The following is a 15407-nucleotide window of genomic DNA, read 5'->3' as shown; positions in this document are numbered from 1 at the left end:
TTCGAAAGGCTGGCCGGCGGACAAACCTTACGGCCAGTCTCTTTCATGTGTCCGGTCAAGAGCCGCTCAAGAACTGCTTGAGTCTTTGCACACCGTCGTTCAAGCGCTCTTGGGACACTGCGTGACACCAACGTAACCATCCGTTCCCTTCCGGTCCGAATGCCGACCCCGGAGCAAGCCCGAGACCGACCGTCCGGAGAAGTTGACGCGCTGTATCCATACTGTCGTCATACCCGTTGATCTGGAAGAACACGTACATTGCTCCGTCAGCGGCAGGGACCTCCACACCAGGGAGACTTTCCAAATGATCGACGATGAACTTGCGCGTATCGCGAAGATGCGAGCGCAAAAGGCTGACCGCCGGCTCACCATGCTCGAGTGCTGCCAGCGCGCCCCGTTGTGTTGGCTCTGCAACGCATGATGTGTTGTATTCGATCAACTTGGCCAGATCTTGCATTAGCGGTTCCGGCGCACAAATCCAGCCCACTCTCCAGCCGGTCATCGACCACGCCTTGGAAAAACTATTCACGCTGATCAATCGATCACCCGCCTCGTAGTGCGGAAGGAAGGACGGCGCTGAGGAGACTGCCTGGTCATGAATCAGTCGCTCGTAGACCTCGTCGACGAGGATCCAGATTCCGTGGCGCCGGCAGTGGGCCAGGATCGCGAGGATGCTCTCTTGACCGATCGTCCATCCTGTCGGATTGTTTGGCGAGTTAAGTACCAGCAATCGCGTCTCAGGTGTCAATTCCTGGATCAAACGGTCAATGTCCAGCGCCCAGCGCCCGCCTCGGACGGTCAGGCCAACTCTGGCAATGGTCGCGCCAAGAATGCGGGGGATCTCCACGACATTCGGCCAAAGCGGAGTGACAGCAACTACGCGATCGCCGGGTTCAAGCAACAGTTGGGCCGCGAGCATCAATGCCGACACCCCGGAACCGGCAACTGCGATCTGGTCGGCGGAAAATGGCTTCTGGTGCAGCTGCGTCAGGTAAGAAGCGATCGCCTCCCGAAGATAGGGACGGCCCAGGTTCTGGGAATAGAAAGTTTCGCCGCGCATGATGGATTGCGCCGCTGCCTCTCGTATGAACATTGGCGTTGATTGATCAGACTCACCAAACCAGAAGGGCAGGATTTCACTACTCCCGATCGCACTGTTGGCTAACTCTCGAATCAGAGAGCCGGGAAGTTCTCGTACCGTCGATCGAGCGAACAGGTCTGATGATCGAAACTTTCTGTTGTCCATTTCCATATCTGACAGCTACTCCTGACGCGGTGCGCCACATAAGTTCTGTTTGAAAATCGCCGTCGCTCGCATGCAATAGCGGCTGAATGGCTCGCGCGGACTGGTGTTCCGGGGCGGTTCTCCGAGCGAGGCGCTGAGGTCGTGCAAGTGAAGCCAAAAAGCCAGAATATCCGTCTGGCGGGGGCCATTCCGCTGAGCCAACATCGACTTTTTTCGTAACCGGATCTGTGCGCCGGCGCGGACACTAAAACGAAGCGGATAGCAGATCGCTTGCAGCGCCGGTCTCGAACCCGTCGCCATTGACGCTGCCGCACTATCAAGTTACACGGCGACCTGCGCACTCGAAGCCTCACGGTTGATGATCATGGGCGAGCGCGTCATGGTGAGAACGACTGTTGCGCCGACGAGCAGAAGGACGCCAGCGATGCCAAAGGCCCAATCGTAGCTGCCTGTCGCGTCAATGACATATCCCGTAGCGATGGGCGCGACCATCCCGAACACATTTCCGCCGACCACGACCAACGCCATCGCCTTGGCGACATCGCGCGAGTTCGGAAGCAGGTCGTTCAACAACGCGAAATTGAGCGACGTGGTCGATGCGATACCCGTCAGGGTGACCGAGAAAACCACGAGCAACACGGCAAGGTTCGTAGTGAAAGGCACCGCGAGGATCGCCGATCCAGTGACCATCGCGAGCGCGACCGCATTGCGACGGCGCCCCGTGCCGACGCCGCTTTTCTGGAGATAGTGGTCACTGAGACGGCCAACCAGAATGCACAGTACGACTGCTGCAGCGTAGGGGACAGCGGAGAAAAGTCCCGTATGCGTAATGCTCAGATGCCGGCTCGCCTGAAGATAGCTCGGCAGCCACGTGAGGAACAGATACTGCGTGTATACATTGCAGCCTTGCGTAATGGCAAGCCCCCAGAGGGTGGGCGTGCGCATTAGCGAAAGCAGGCCCGTCGATCCGGCTGCTGCGACGTTGCTGGACGCTGCCATGGATTCGCGTTCGTGAACGATCTTGTCCCGCTCCTCCGTTTTCAACCACCGCACTTTTTCGGGCGCGTCGAAGAAGACGAGCCATGCCGCGAGCCAGATGAACCCGATCGCGCCTGCGACCACAAACGACACGCGCCAGCCGAAAAGCGCGATCAGCGAGCCGAGCACAACCGAACAGATCGCCGGTCCGGCATAGGACCCGCTGTTGAACATCGAGGTCACCATGCCGCGCTCGTTGGCCGGAATCCACTGCCTGATGACCTTCGCACCCACGGGATTGCTCGTTGACTCGCCCGCGCCCATCACGAGACGAGCCGCCATCAGGCCGACGAAGCTGGTAGCGGCTCCGGTCAACGCGGTCGCCGCCGACCATACGAAGATGCCAACGCCTGCCATGCGCCTTGTGCCGAAGCGGTCGATCAGAATGCCCATTGGAATCAGGAAAAGCGCGTAGCTCCAGATAAACGATGAGAACAGGTAGCCCATGCCCACTGAAGTCAGCTTGAATTCGCTCGCAATTGGCCTGGCCGCGATCGACAGCGCGATGCGGTCCATGTAGTTGATCATCGAAAGAGAAAATAGAAAGAAGGCTATCCAGCCTCGGCGATACGACATGGTTGTCTCCGTATGTTCCAGGCACCTTCGGTGCAACGCTACGCTTGGTGCTCGAATGGCGTTATATGACTACAAAACGCAATATGGGTTAAAAAAATGCGACCGGTGGGCCGCAACTTCATGCCGCGTCATGCTTGTGGCGTGAACACCTCCTGCGCGTGAACCTTGGCTCGCCGTGCGCCCTCGATGTGATCGCGCAGGAGTGCCGCTGCGCGCAGCCGGTCGTGCTGGGCGATCGCGTCGAGAATTGCGAGATGCTCGAGAGCTTGTTCCTGACGGGGCTTACGCGCCTTTGCCTGCCGGTATTCGACCAGCCGCCGCAACCGATCCATGCGCCGCACCGACTGCGCGATGAAGCGATTGCCGGACCACCTGGCGATCGTCTCGTGGAATTCACTGTTGGCCTCGAACAGCTCAATCGAGTTCATCGACAGATAGCCGCTCTCCACGATGAAGCGCTGCCGGCGCCGCAATTCCTCTAGCTCGCCGCGATCGGCGCTGAAGGTCGGCGACATGACTCCAGTCGGCTCGATCGCGGCACGAAACAGATAACTCTCCTCGTACGCTTCCACCGAATCGATCATTGGCATGAACTGCCAGCCGTGTCCCACCTGTCGCTCCAGCCAGCCTTCCTCCTGCATGCGCGAGAGCACCCGCCGCAACACACTGCGCGAAACCTCGTACTGGCGCATCAGATCGGCTTCAGTAATGACGTCGGGCAAGCGGTGAGCAAGCCTGTCGTCGGCGATCTTCAGGTACAGCGGCTCGTCAGGCTCGTTAAAGAAATGTGCTGCCACGTCAGTGGCGTCCCGCGCAGCTTTGGCCATGAAAAAGCCGCGATTGGCGTCGTAATAAACCACGCCCAGACCGACCAGATGGTGAAGGGCCACATTGACCGGCGTACGCGAAGTGCCGATCTTTTCCGCCAGGACGGACTCCGCGAGCCGATCTCCCTCGGCGAGATCTTCGCGCCGGGCGAGCGCAAGGATTTCGCGGATCACGCGGGTTTGCAACGGTGTAAGTGCAACGGAGGTGTCTTCAGAGGAGTGCATGTTTGTCGCGGGCAGGGTGCGACCGTTCACGACCGCCCGGTAAGGCGATACATCTGAAAGGTCGATCCACGATTTTGCCATTTCCCGCTCCTTCCAGTGACTGCCGGGTTCGCACCGCGTCAGGGTAAGCACTGAGCGGCGGATCGTTTGCTTATTGCGTTTTATGATCATAGAATGCAGTGCATCGAAACGCAAGCAGCCTTGCGCCGCCTTGGAGAAAACCCTGATGTCCCGCACCCTTCCCATCCAGACTGTCGAATTCGTCAGCGTCGCTGATGCGATGCAACCTGTCGATGCTGCGCAATTCGCACGCATGCCGTATTGCGCGCGCGTTCTCGCCGAAAACATCGTGCGCCGGCAGAGCGCGGCGGATGTCAGCGGCTATCTGCAGGCGCTCGGCGCGCGCCGGCACGACGTCGATTTCCCGTACTACCCGGCGCGCGTTGTGTTGCAGGATCTGCTCGGCACTCCGGCGCTAGTCGATCTCGCAGGGATGCGCGATGCTGTCGCCGAGGCGGGCGGCGACCCGGCCACGGTCAACCCGGTCGTGCCGACGCATCTCGTGGTTGACCACTCGTTGAACGTCGAGGTTGCCGGTACAGCGCCGGATGCAATGATCCGCAACATGGAGATCGAGCAGCGCAAGAACGCCGAGCGTTTCGAGTTCCTCGCATGGTGCAAGCAGGCGTTCTCGAATCTCGATGTGCTGATGCCAGGTAACGGCATTCTTCATCAGGTCAACATCGAGTACCTGTCGCCGGTGGTGCAGGTCGTTGATGGAGTCGCGTTCCCGGATACGCTTGTCGGGACCGACAGTCACACGACAATGATCAACGCGCTCGGTGTCCTCGGTTGGGGCGTTGGTGGCATTGAGGCGGAGTCCGTGATGCTGGGCCGGCCGATCTGGATGCGGCTGCCGGAAATCGTCGGTGTGCAGCTGACGGGCGCCCGTCAGCCTGGTGTAATGGCCACCGATCTTGTTCTCGCGATCACCGAGTTTCTCCGAAAGCAGAAGGTTGTCGGCACGATCATTGAATTTTTTGGCGATGGTGCCCGCGGACTTCCATTGGCGGACCGGGCGACCATCTCAAACATGGCGCCTGAATTCGGCGCGACGGCGGCACTCTTTGCCATCGACGATCGCACGCTCGAATTCCTGCGCCTGACCGGGCGTAGCGAAGAGCAGATCACGCTGGTCGAAACGTACGCGAAAGCTCAGGGCCTATGGGCGGACGGGTTTGCGCATGCGGAATATGACCGCACGCTGTCGTTCGATCTCTCGACTGTGAGGCGGGCACTGGCCGGCCCGGCCAATCCGCATGACCGCGTGCCCTTGTCAGCGCTCGTTTCGTCCGGCATCGCGAAGCGCAAAGCGGTGCCGTCAACCATGGAGCACGACGCTTTGTCGGTGCCGCTGACCGATGGCGCAGTCGTTATAGCGGCCATCACGAGCTGCACCAATACGTCGAATCCGCGCAACATGATTGCCGCCGGATTGCTTGCACGCAACGCGATCGAACGGGGCCTGAAGCGTCAACTGTGGGTCAAGACGTCGCTTGCGCCGGGTTCCCGGCCCGTCGAAAGCTATTTGCGCTCAGCGCAGCTACTGGCTCCGCTCGAAGCACTCGGCTTCGGCATCATCGGCTTCGGCTGTACGTCCTGCAACGGCATGTCGGGACCGCTGCCGCAAGCCATCGAAGACGACATTGTGTCGCGCGACGTCCATACGGTCGCGGTGCTATCGGGGAACCGCAACTTCAACGGTCGCATTCACCCGCGTGTGAGGGAAGCGTTTCTCGCGTCGCCACCGCTGGTCGTCGCGTATGCCATTGCCGGCACGATCAACATCGACATCGAAGCCGATGCGCTTGGCGCGGACCGCAACGGTGCACCCGTGTACCTCGCGGACGTATGGCCCTCGGACGAGGAGATCGATTCGGTTCTGAAAGAAAATATTCACGGCGGGCAGTACCTGCGGATCTACACACAGATGTTTGCCGCGCGTGACGCCGATGCCAGGCAATCATCCGTGCCGCCCCGCTTTCCGTGGCGGGAAGACAGCGACTACATTCGCCGTCCGCCATACTGGAAACGGGAGCTGACGACTCCAGCCCGCTTCCGGGACATGCGCGCGTTGGCAGTGCTCGGTGACAACGTGACCACCGATGACCTGTCGCCCTCCGGCGCCATTCTTGCGGACAGTGCAGCGGGCGAGTATCTGATCGCACATGGCGTTCGGCCAGCCGAGTTCAATTCCTACGGTACGCGCCGGGGTGACCATCTCGTCGCGATCCGCGCGACGTTTGCGAATAACCGGCTCAGGAACGAAATGGCAGGCGGGCGAGAAGGGTCCTATACGCGGCTCGAGCCTGAAGGCACGGTGACGCGATTGTTCGACGCGGCTGAGCGGTACCTTGCCCGTGGACAGGAACTGATTGTGGTAGCGGGCAAGAACTACGGCGCAGGATCGTCGCGCGACTGGGCCGCGAAGGGAGTGCGTCTTGTCGGCGTGCGCGCGGTCGTCTGCGAAAACTTCGAACGCATCCATCGCTCGAACCTGGTAGGGATGGGCGTGCTGCCGCTCGAATTCACTGACGGCGTGACGCGAAATACGCTGTCGCTCGACGGATCGGAGACTTACACAATCGAAGGCGTCGGCAATGCGATTCAGCCGGGCGAACGCTTGACGCTGCGCATCAGCCGCCGCAACGGCGAAACGCTGAGCACACCCGTCAAGTGCCGGGTCGACACCCTTGAAGAGGTGCAGATCTTCGAGGCCGGTGGTTTGCTGCCGCGCATCGCGGGTGAATTCATGAAGGTGGCATGAAGTGACGCAAGCGATGATACCGATCCATGCGTACGTGGGCTGTCGAACGACGCGCGAACGAAATGCCCGCGGGCTGGGCATCAGCGTTTATGCCGTCGATCCGGTTACCCAGCGCTGGGATCTGATCGACATCTGCGCGACACTCGACAACCCGTCCTTTCTGACGTTGAACGCGAGACAGGACGTGCTCTATGCGATTCACGGGGATGGCAGCGAGGTCAGCAGCTATCGCGTCGACGATTCGACCGGGCGTCTCAGCCTGTTGAACCGGCAGGCATGCGAGGGCAGAAATCCCGTGCATCTCGCGTTGTCGTGCGACGGCTCCTCGCTCGTGGTTGCAAACTATGCCACCGGCACCATCGCCCGGTTGACGATCGGCACAGAAGGCGAGCTCGGACCGGTGTCGTCGCGGGTCCCGCTGCCCGGCGCGCCGGGCCCGCACCGGACCGAGCAAACGGAATCGCATCCCCATCAGGCATCGCGCTACGCGACGATCCGCTACAACTCCAACTGGCACATCGTCCCGGACAAGGGGCTGGACACCGTGTTCGCCATTCAATGGACTGAGAAAGGCGAGCCGCGCATTGTCGGACATCGGTGCAGGGCGGGCGCCGGGCCGCGACACGCAGCGTTTCATCCGATGTTGCCGCTGGTGTATGTGGCAAACGAACTGGATTCGACCGTCACGGTGTGGGGTTTCGATGTCTTCACAGGCGCGCTGGAACCGCTGCATACCGTTTCGGTGATTCCGTGCGATGTCCACGGCGATACCAGCGCGGCGGGCATCGCGATCGATCCGGCAGGACGATCCCTCTACGTCTCCAACCGCGGTCACGATTCGGTTGCTACGTTGCCGCTCGACGGCAGGAGCGGAATTCCCGGCCGGCCTCGATGGACCGACACGCAGGGGAATTTCCCGAGATTCATCTGTCTGGACCCTTCGGGAAGCCATCTCTATGTCGCCAATGAGCGATCGGACGCCATTGTCCAGTACACGCTCGACAAGGCGAGCGGCATGCCCTCGCCAACGGGACGGACTGTCCATACCGGCAGTCCCGTCTGCATCGTATTCAAATCCATTCAGGAGTGACACGTGGCTCAGTACAGGATTCCAGCCGTCTACATGCGCGGCGGCACCAGCAAGGGGATGTTTTTCAGGGCCGACAGCCTGCCGGTGGACCCGGCGCAGCGGGACAGGATCCTGCTGCGCGTCATCGGCAGTCCCGATCCCTATGAGAAGCATACGGACGGGATGGGCGGGGCGACCTCCAGCACGAGCAAGGTGGTGCTTGTTGGGCCATCGTCCCGCCCCGGTTGTGACGTGGACTATCTGTTTGGCGCCGTATCGATCGAAAAGCCGGTGGTCGACTGGTCCGGCAACTGCGGCAACCTGACGTCCGCGGTGGGTCCGTTCGCGATCTCGCAGGGCCTCGTGAATGCGCCGCATGATGGCATCGCGACAGTAAGGATCTGGCAGGCGAACATCAACGCGAAGATCATTGCGCACGTGCCCATGAAGAACGGTCAAGTCGAGGAGGAAGGCGACTTCGAACTCGACGGCGTCACGTTTCCGGCTGCGGAAATCCGCATCGAATTTCTCGACCCGGGGGGCAGCGAGGGCGGTGAGGATGTTGCGGGCGGCATGTTCCCGACGGGCAATGTCGTCGACGCCGTCGCCGTTTCCGGCCATGGAACTTACCGGCTCACCCTGATCAATGCAGGCAACCCCGCCATCTTCATCAACGCGGAAGATCTCGGTTTGCGAGGCAACGAGATGCAACGCGATATCAACGACGATGCCGCGCTCATTGCGAAATGCGAAGCCATCCGTGCGCATGCGGCCGTGAGAATGGGCCTTGCGCAGTCACCGCAGGAGGTGACCGGATTGCGTCCACATACACCGAAGCTGGCCTTTGTTTCATTGCCTCGCGCCTACACCGCGTCGAGTGGCAAGCGCGTCGAGCCGGCAATGGTGGATATCAACGCACGGATCCTGTCGATGGGCAAGCTGCATCACGCGATGACCGGCACCGGTGCCGTGGCCATTGCCGTTGCGGCGGCAATCCCCGGCACCGTCGTGAATGCGCTTGCTGGCAACCGTCGGGCGGAGCAGATCCGGTTCGGCCATCCGTCGGGGGTGATGGCAGTGGGCGCCGAAGCCGAACAGCGGGACGGCACGTGGGTGGTCAGCAAGGCAATCATGAGCCGGAGCGCCCGCCGACTGATGGAAGGAGACGTGCTGGTTCCGTCTTCGACGGATCACGACTGACAAGCTGCTGCACCCCATACAACGAGGAGACATTCAATGCCCTTTTCCATTCGCCGCTGTGCGGTTTTCGCTGCCGTATCGAGCGCTTTCTACGCGTGCACCGTCCATGCGGATGAAAAAATCACGATCATTGTCGGTGGCATCAACAAATTGATCTATCTTCCGCCCAAGCTGACCGAAAGCCTCGGTTACTTCAGGGACGAAGGACTGGATGTCGAACTCCAGTCGCAGCAGGCCGGCGTCGACGCGGAAAACGAGCTGCTTGCAGGAGCCGCGCAGGCCGTAGTCGGCTTTTACGATCATTCGATCGATCTGCAGGCCAAAGGCAAGGACGTAGAAAGTATCGTTCTGTTTGGTCTGGTGCCCGGCGCCATGGAAATGGTTCGCGCCGATGCGGCGAGCGAGATCAGGAACATGGGCGATATCAAGGGGAAGACGCTTGGCGCGACGGGGCTCGGTTCCTCTTCCGTGTTTCTTGGGCAATATCTCGCTTCCCAATACGGCCTGAAGACGAGCGACTACTCGACGCTGGCGGTCGGCGCTGGAAACAGCCTGATCGCGGCGTTCAAACAGAAGCGCGTCGACGTGGCGTGGACGACCGAACCCACGACATCGCTATTGCGAGCAAGCGGAGACGCAAAGGTGCTGGTTGACCTGAACAGCGTCGAAGGGACCCGGGCCGCGCTGGGCGGCCTCTACCCGGCATCCAGTCTCTACGTGCAGCGCAGCTGGGCACAGTCGCACAAAACGGAAGCCGGCAAACTGGCGAGAGCCTTCGTCAGGACATTGCGATTCATTCAGACCCATCCTGCAGAGGATATTGCCGCGAAGATGCCGGCGGACTACTACGGAGGCAACAAGGCCCTGTATGTTCAGGCATTGAAGGCCTCTCTGCCCATGTACTCACCGGACGGAAAGATGCCTCCAGGAGGACCAGAAACGGTCCTGAAGGTCATGAGCGAGTTCAATCCCAACATCAAGGGCAAACACATCGACCTGCCGAAGACCTACACGAACGAGTTCGTGAACCAGGTCAAGTAGAGGAGCCGACCCCAATGAACTTCAACGAAGCGGTCGCTACAGCACTTGCGCCGACCGGTAAGCTGCGCGTGACCATTAATCTTGGTAATCCGATTCTCGCAAACACCGATCAGTCCACGGGGAGACCATCCGGCATATCGGTCGATCTCGCGACAGAGCTGGCTCAGCGTCTTGAAGTGCGTGTGGAGTTCCTTGTGGTCGATGCTGCGGCTAAAGCCGTGGACGCGGTCACAAACGGATCGGCGGATCTCGGCTTCTTTGCAATCGATCCTGTCCGTGGCGCGGGTATCGCGTTCACTCCGCCGTATGTGTTGATCGAGGGCTGTTATCTGGTCCGGCAGAACTCGCCGATCAGAGACAATAGCCAGGTGGACGACTCGCACAACCGCGTGGCCGTCGGTGCCGGCAGCGCGTATGACCTCTTTCTGAGTCGTGAGCTCAGGCGCGCCAGCATCATTCGCGTCCCGACATCGCCGGCGGTAATCGAGGCGTTTATTGAGCAGGGGCTTGAGGTTGCTGCCGGTGTAAAGCAACAACTGCTGTCTGATGCGAGACGGTATCCAGGCCTTCGCCTTGTCGAGGAACCGTTTATGACGATCCAGCAGGCTATGGGCGTTGCAAAGGTGCGCGGGGATGCAGCGATTCAATGCTTGAGGGAGTTTGTCGCGGAACTGAAAGCCTCGGGCCAGGTTTACGCATTATTGACCCGGCACGGCATACACGGTGCTACGGTAGCGCCGCCTCATTCGTGTTGAACGTTGTTCGGCAGCGAGTCGCGCGGCGAAGCACAGAAAAGCTTCAACCCTATCATGGTATTCAGGACGCTGATTGATAGACGTCGATTAATGATCGCTTACGGTGCGAAACGGCACGTGGCCGATCTCGAACAAGCTCTGCGAGAACGCGATTCGGCCATTCGTCGTTGGTCGCAAGGGTTGGTTGTTCGTCGACACATTCCCTGGTGCTCACGCCAGTGCGAATCTTTACTCGCCGGTTGAAACCTGCAAGGCCAACTGTATCAATCCGTATCAGTATCTCGTGTGGCTGTTCACGAAACTTCCGCTTGCCACTAGCGATGACGGCTATGGCGCGCTTCTTTCCTGGAATATGACGTCCGACTGTTAATGCTAACGAGCGATGAGCCTCTGTCTAACGCAATAATCGCCCGTCCGACCACAGGAGTACTACATGAGCAAGGTTTGGTTCATCACAGGGGCCTCGAGCGGATTAGGCAAGGCGCTCGCCCTGGCTGCGCTTGCGCGCGGCGACAAGGTCGCGCTCGCAGCGCGACGCCGCGAGTCGCTCGAAGAGATCGCACAGCGCAATTCCGAACGCGCGCTCACGGTATCGCTCGACGTCACCGACGCGAACCAGCGCCGTGCGGCACTGGATGCGGCGCTCGGCCGCTTCGGCCGTATCGACGTTCTCGCCAACATTGCCGGATGCGGCTCACTGGGCGCCGCTGAGGAGTTCTCGACGGCGCAGCTGCTGGATCAACTGGCCGTCAACTTCATCGGTGCCGCGGAACTCACACGCGAACTGATGCCCACGCTGCGCAGTCAACGCAGCGGCCACGTGCTGATGCTCACGAGCGTCCTCGGGCTCGTGTCCTACCCCGGCTTCGCGCCGTATTGCGCGTCCAAGTTCGCACTCGAGGGCTGGAGCGAGGCCCTTCACACAGAGGTCGCCCCGCTGGGCATCAAGGTCACCATAGTCGAACCTGGTGCCTTCCGCACTGACTTCCTCGGCGACAGGAACATGCGCGCCGAGCAGCGTGTGGCCGACTACCGCCCCGTCATCGACCCGATCGAGCGGCATCTCAATGGCAATGACGGCCAGCAGCGTGGCGATCCGGCGAAAGCCGCACTGGCGATGCTTGCTGTCGTCGACCACGCGAACCCGCCACTGCGGCTGATGCTGGGCGCCGACGCCTACAGCGCGTGGGAGAAGAAGCGTGCGGCGCTCGATGCCGAACTAGCCGCCTGGCGCGCAATCGGTGAGGCGACGGCGTTCGACGAGGCCGAGGTGCGGCAAGTCGGCGGCTAGGCATCGTCACCTGTTCGCAGTCTGTTGACGGCTACCCAGAACTGACCTGCTTGAACTCGTAGATCCTGGCGGACACCTGTCCTGGGCATTCACGAGGGTCGGCCGGGATTCGTGAATATCTGAAGCTTAAGATTTTTGCGATTAGGCACAGTTCCCGGTTATGCCCAGCTCGTGGCGGGTTAAGTTTTGCAGAGTCCGTGGGGTGTCTGTCATAGCCAGTTGGCATCTGAACCGTCTGCGCATAATCGGAGCAAGCTTCCCCGATCGGCCATTCCGGCCGACGGGAGAAGCTCATGAACAACACTCCGTCTCCGACTTCGTCCGCAACTCGATCACGAGGTGACGGCAAGCGTTTGGCGCAGGCAGCACTGCCCGACGAACTGAACAGCTGGGTCGGCGATTTCGATCGCCATCTCTCGCAGGTCGTGGGGCTTGCAGCCGCGTCCCGCCGCCAATATCGCTTCTTTGTCCGGCGGTTCCTGGCGGAGTACGGCCCGGCAATCGCCCGTGACCAGTGGGTGCCTCGCGCGGAATGGCTCACCGCCTTTGTTCGCCAGGAGGCTGCACGTCTTCACGGACACTCGCGCAAGAAGCCAGGTACTGCACTGCGAGCCTGGCTCCGGTATCTGGTGTTCTGCGGCATGGCGGGCCGTGAGCTCGAAGCCGCGATTCCCTCGATGCCCCAGTGGAAGTACGCCTCTCTGCCGGTTCGTCTCACCGCAGAGGAGACCGAGCGCGTGCTCGGAGCAGCGCTCGACGGCAGCGCCCACGAGTTGCGCAATCGGGCGATGTTGCTGGTCCTGGCGAGAATGGGCGTACGGGCCTGCGAGCTCACGCATTTGATGCTCGACGACATCGACTGGGTCGAGGGCTGCGTGCGCGTTCGTCCTGGAAAGTCTCACCGCGAACGGCGACTGCCGTTGCCTTGCGAGGTCGGCGAAGCATTGTGCGCCTATCTTCAACACGAACGCCCCGCCAGTGCTTGCAGAGCGGTTTTCCTGAGTAGGCGGGAACCGTACGGGCCAATTCTCGACTCGTCGGTCGTCTCAAGAACGGTCCGCCAAGCGATGACCCGTGCCGGCGTGACGGGTATCCCGGCCGCGGCACATGCGCTGCGTCACACTGCGGCCACGCAGATGGTATGCCGAGGCGCAACCTTCAAGGAAGTCGCCGACGTGCTGGGACATGCCTCGCTGGCGACGACGGCGATCTATGCGAAGCTCGATCTCGCGACGCTCGCGCACGTGGCCTTGCCGTGGCCGGGAGTACGGTCATGAACGGGCATCCAGAGTTACGCGACCACCTTGAGGCCTATCTTGCCGTTCGGGAGGCGCTCGGCTTCAACGATGCGGCCAGAAAGGCAGTGCTGAGAAGCTTCGTCGAGTATGCGATCGTCGCCGACAGGTGGCCGATCGACGCGCAGCTTGCGGTTGACTGGGCGTGCGGGCCATCATCCGTCCGCAGTCCGGCCGGGCAGGCAAGTCGCCTTTCTACGGCCCGGCGGTTTTTGTACTTCCTGCGCGCGAGCGTTCCGGAAACGCAGGTTCCCGGAAGCGGATTGCTTGCGCGACCGCGACGGCGTAGGCCCTACATCTTCACTCAGGAGGAACTCGCCCGCCTTCTGGATGCCGCCGCGGCAATGCGGCCTCGTCGCAGATTGCGACCGCACGTGTACGTATCGATGATTGGCCTGCTGGCCAGCACCGGTATCCGGGCGGGCGAGGCCATTCGATTGACGGTCGACGACGTGCTGCTTGACGCCGATCCGCCGAGGATCTCGATCCTCGAGACCAAGTTTCGGAAGTCGAGAATCGTGCCCCTGCACCCGACGACCTCCGAGAAGTTGAAGGCCTATGTGCTGCTGCGGCAGAAGCTCGGCTACGCCGGGCTATCGGATCTGTTCTTCATGTCCGAGGTCGGAACGGCGATCAGCTACGGATTCTTCGCGAACTGGTTCGCGCGCACGGCTTACCGGCTCGGCATGGTGCCGTCTTCGGGCACCAGGTCGCCGACGCTGCACAGCCTGCGCCATACCTTCGCCGTCGAGCGTCTGACGCAATGGTGCCTGGAGGGTGCACCGGTTCAGCAATGGATACCGAATCTGTCCGTCTATCTCGGGCATGTCAGCCCCGTGGAAACGTACTGGTACCTGACCGCGACGCCGGCACTGCTGACTACTGCGGCGGCGACGTTCCGGCAGTATGCAAGTCTGGGAGAGAAGTCATGAAGACCACTACTATGATCGGCCCGTTGCTGCAGGGCTTCTTCGTCGAACACCTGCTCGCCCATAAGCATGTCAGCCCGAGAACGGTATCGAGCTATCGAGACACGTTCCGTCTCTTGCTCCAGTTCGTCTGGAACGAAACGCACATTGAACCTTCGTCACTGCGCCTGGCCGCGCTGGATGCGCCCGTGATCCTGTCGTTTCTTGACTACCTGGAAGTTGAGCGGCGCAATTCGGTGCGATCGCGCAACGCCAGGCTGGCAGCGATTCACAGCTTCTTTCGATGGGTCGCGCTGTGCGATCCGGAGTCGGTGGGCTTGGCTACCCGCGTACTTGCGATTCCGTTGAAGCGGACCGATCGACTGCTGGTGCAGGCGCTCACCCGAGTCGAAATCGATGCGCTGCTTGCAGCACCCGACCGGTCTCTATGGCGCGGTCGTCGCGACTACGCACTGCTGCTGACGATGTACAACACCGGAGCGCGCGTTTCCGAAATCATCACCCTTCGACAGGAGCAGGTCCAGTTCAGCGGCAGCACGCTGATCAACCTGATGGGCAAGGGCCGCAAGGAACGAAGCATCCCGTTGTGGTCAAACACGGCCCAGGTATTGAAGACGTGGTTCCATGAACTTGAGAGCACCCGCACGCCGATCGCGTTTCCCAGTCATCGCGGCCGGCAACTGTCGCGCAACGGCGTCGATTACATCCTCCAGCAAGCCGTCAATCAGGCTGGCTTGAAATGCCCGAGCCTGATTGGCAAACGCATTTCGCCGCATGTCGTGCGCCACTCGACGGCCATGCATCTGCTGCAATCGGGCGTCGACATCAGTCTCATCGCTCTCTGGCTCGGGCACGAGAGCATCGAAACGACTCACGTCTACATCGATGCTGATCTGGCGACGAAGCAGCGGGCACTCGAGAAACTGGCGCCGGCGGAAGCCGCCTCGTTCCGGTTCAAGCCTTCCGATAGCGTGCTCGCCTTCCTGCAACAGCTATGATTATCTACAGTCTCGTCGCCGGCGATCCAAAGCTGACGGACACCGGTCGACGAGCTGGGCATAACCGGGAACTGTGCCTAAAAGCGTTTA

General features: G+C 61.0%; 12 protein-coding genes and 1 pseudogene. 10 read left to right on the top strand and 3 right to left on the bottom strand.

The window, feature by feature from the left end:
- Nucleotides 1-55: 55 nt before the first annotated feature.
- From P3T21_RS26245 to P3T21_RS26235, 3 genes are all read right to left on the bottom strand, one after another.
- Nucleotides 56-1252, bottom strand: coding sequence for a pyridoxal phosphate-dependent aminotransferase (locus P3T21_RS26245; RefSeq protein ID WP_429258883.1), 1197 nt, complete (start codon nt 1250-1252; stop codon nt 56-58).
- A 315-nt stretch (nt 1253-1567) separates the two neighbouring features.
- Nucleotides 1568-2860 carry an MFS transporter gene (locus P3T21_RS26240; protein ID WP_429258882.1) on the bottom strand — a complete coding sequence of 431 codons (1293 nt, stop codon included), beginning with the start codon at nt 2858-2860 and terminating at the stop codon, nt 1568-1570.
- Nucleotides 2861-2988: 128 nt separating this feature from the next.
- Nucleotides 2989-3993 carry a GntR family transcriptional regulator gene (locus tag P3T21_RS26235; protein ID WP_429258881.1) on the bottom strand — a complete coding sequence of 335 codons (1005 nt, stop codon included), beginning with the start codon at nt 3991-3993 and terminating at the stop codon, nt 2989-2991.
- A 145-nt stretch (nt 3994-4138) separates the two neighbouring features.
- Here P3T21_RS26235 and acnA point away from each other — a divergent pair, with 145 nt between their 5' ends.
- The 10 genes and pseudogenes from acnA (at nt 4139) to P3T21_RS26185 (ending at nt 15317) form a co-directional block, all read left to right on the top strand.
- Complete coding sequence (gene acnA, locus P3T21_RS26230; protein ID WP_429258880.1) at nt 4139-6739, top strand: aconitate hydratase AcnA; 2601 nt, start codon at nt 4139-4141, stop codon at nt 6737-6739.
- Nucleotide 6740: 1 nt separating this feature from the next.
- Entirely contained in the window at nt 6741-7829 is a 1089-nt protein-coding gene (locus P3T21_RS26225) for a lactonase family protein (RefSeq protein WP_429258879.1), read from the top strand.
- Between the two features lie 3 nt (nt 7830-7832).
- Nucleotides 7833-9008 carry a 2-methylaconitate cis-trans isomerase PrpF gene (gene prpF / locus P3T21_RS26220; protein WP_429258878.1) on the top strand — a complete coding sequence of 392 codons (1176 nt, stop codon included), beginning with the start codon at nt 7833-7835 and terminating at the stop codon, nt 9006-9008.
- Nucleotides 9009-9044: 36 nt separating this feature from the next.
- Nucleotides 9045-10049, top strand: a complete 1005-nt coding sequence (locus P3T21_RS26215) for an ABC transporter substrate-binding protein (RefSeq protein WP_429258877.1) — start codon at nt 9045-9047, stop codon at nt 10047-10049.
- A gap of 14 nt (nt 10050-10063) precedes the next feature.
- On the top strand, nt 10064-10804 hold the full coding sequence (locus P3T21_RS26210) for a transporter substrate-binding domain-containing protein (protein ID WP_429258876.1): 741 nt from the start codon (nt 10064-10066) through the stop codon (nt 10802-10804).
- 103 nt (nt 10805-10907) lie between these two features.
- Nucleotides 10908-11174: pseudogene (locus P3T21_RS26205) on the top strand (transposase domain-containing protein); the annotation flags it as partial.
- A 63-nt stretch (nt 11175-11237) separates the two neighbouring features.
- Nucleotides 11238-12095, top strand: coding sequence for an oxidoreductase (locus tag P3T21_RS26200; RefSeq protein ID WP_429258875.1), 858 nt, complete (start codon nt 11238-11240; stop codon nt 12093-12095).
- A gap of 293 nt (nt 12096-12388) precedes the next feature.
- The gene (locus P3T21_RS26195; protein ID WP_429258874.1) at nt 12389-13372 is read left to right on the top strand and encodes a site-specific integrase; all 984 of its coding nucleotides are present in this window, start codon (nt 12389-12391) and stop codon (nt 13370-13372) included.
- Nucleotides 13369-14322: a tyrosine-type recombinase/integrase gene (locus tag P3T21_RS26190; protein ID WP_429258873.1), complete on the top strand. Its 954-nt coding sequence runs from the start codon at nt 13369-13371 to the stop codon at nt 14320-14322. The genes P3T21_RS26195 and P3T21_RS26190 overlap by 4 nt, the downstream gene beginning before the upstream one ends.
- Nucleotides 14319-15317 carry a tyrosine-type recombinase/integrase gene (locus tag P3T21_RS26185; RefSeq protein WP_429258872.1) on the top strand — a complete coding sequence of 333 codons (999 nt, stop codon included), beginning with the start codon at nt 14319-14321 and terminating at the stop codon, nt 15315-15317. Before P3T21_RS26190 ends, P3T21_RS26185 begins: the two co-directional genes overlap by 4 nt.
- Nucleotides 15318-15407: the final 90 nt, after the last annotated feature.

The organism is Paraburkholderia sp. GAS334 (genome assembly GCF_050436625.1).
Classification (GTDB): domain Bacteria; phylum Pseudomonadota; class Gammaproteobacteria; order Burkholderiales; family Burkholderiaceae; genus Paraburkholderia.
Note: the sequence above shows the minus strand (reverse complement) of the source record. Positions and strands in the feature narration are given on the sequence as shown.

Excerpts from the sequence above, each read along its gene's own strand:
- P3T21_RS26210 (WP_429258876.1), top strand. The coding sequence starts at position 10,064 with ATGAACTTCAACGAAGCGGTCGCTACAGCACTTGCGCCGACCGGTAAG.
- P3T21_RS26240 (WP_429258882.1), bottom strand. The coding sequence starts at position 2,860 with ATGTCGTATCGCCGAGGCTGGATAGCCTTCTTTCTATTTTCTCTTTCG.
- P3T21_RS26245 (WP_429258883.1), bottom strand. The coding sequence starts at position 1,252 with ATGGAAATGGACAACAGAAAGTTTCGATCATCAGACCTGTTCGCTCGA.
- P3T21_RS26195 (WP_429258874.1), top strand. The coding sequence starts at position 12,389 with ATGAACAACACTCCGTCTCCGACTTCGTCCGCAACTCGATCACGAGGT.
- acnA (WP_429258880.1), top strand. The coding sequence starts at position 4,139 with ATGTCCCGCACCCTTCCCATCCAGACTGTCGAATTCGTCAGCGTCGCT.
- P3T21_RS26200 (WP_429258875.1), top strand. The coding sequence starts at position 11,238 with ATGAGCAAGGTTTGGTTCATCACAGGGGCCTCGAGCGGATTAGGCAAG.
- P3T21_RS26215 (WP_429258877.1), top strand. The coding sequence starts at position 9,045 with ATGCCCTTTTCCATTCGCCGCTGTGCGGTTTTCGCTGCCGTATCGAGC.
- P3T21_RS26190 (WP_429258873.1), top strand. The coding sequence starts at position 13,369 with ATGAACGGGCATCCAGAGTTACGCGACCACCTTGAGGCCTATCTTGCC.
- P3T21_RS26185 (WP_429258872.1), top strand. The coding sequence starts at position 14,319 with ATGAAGACCACTACTATGATCGGCCCGTTGCTGCAGGGCTTCTTCGTC.
- P3T21_RS26235 (WP_429258881.1), bottom strand. The coding sequence starts at position 3,993 with ATGGCAAAATCGTGGATCGACCTTTCAGATGTATCGCCTTACCGGGCG.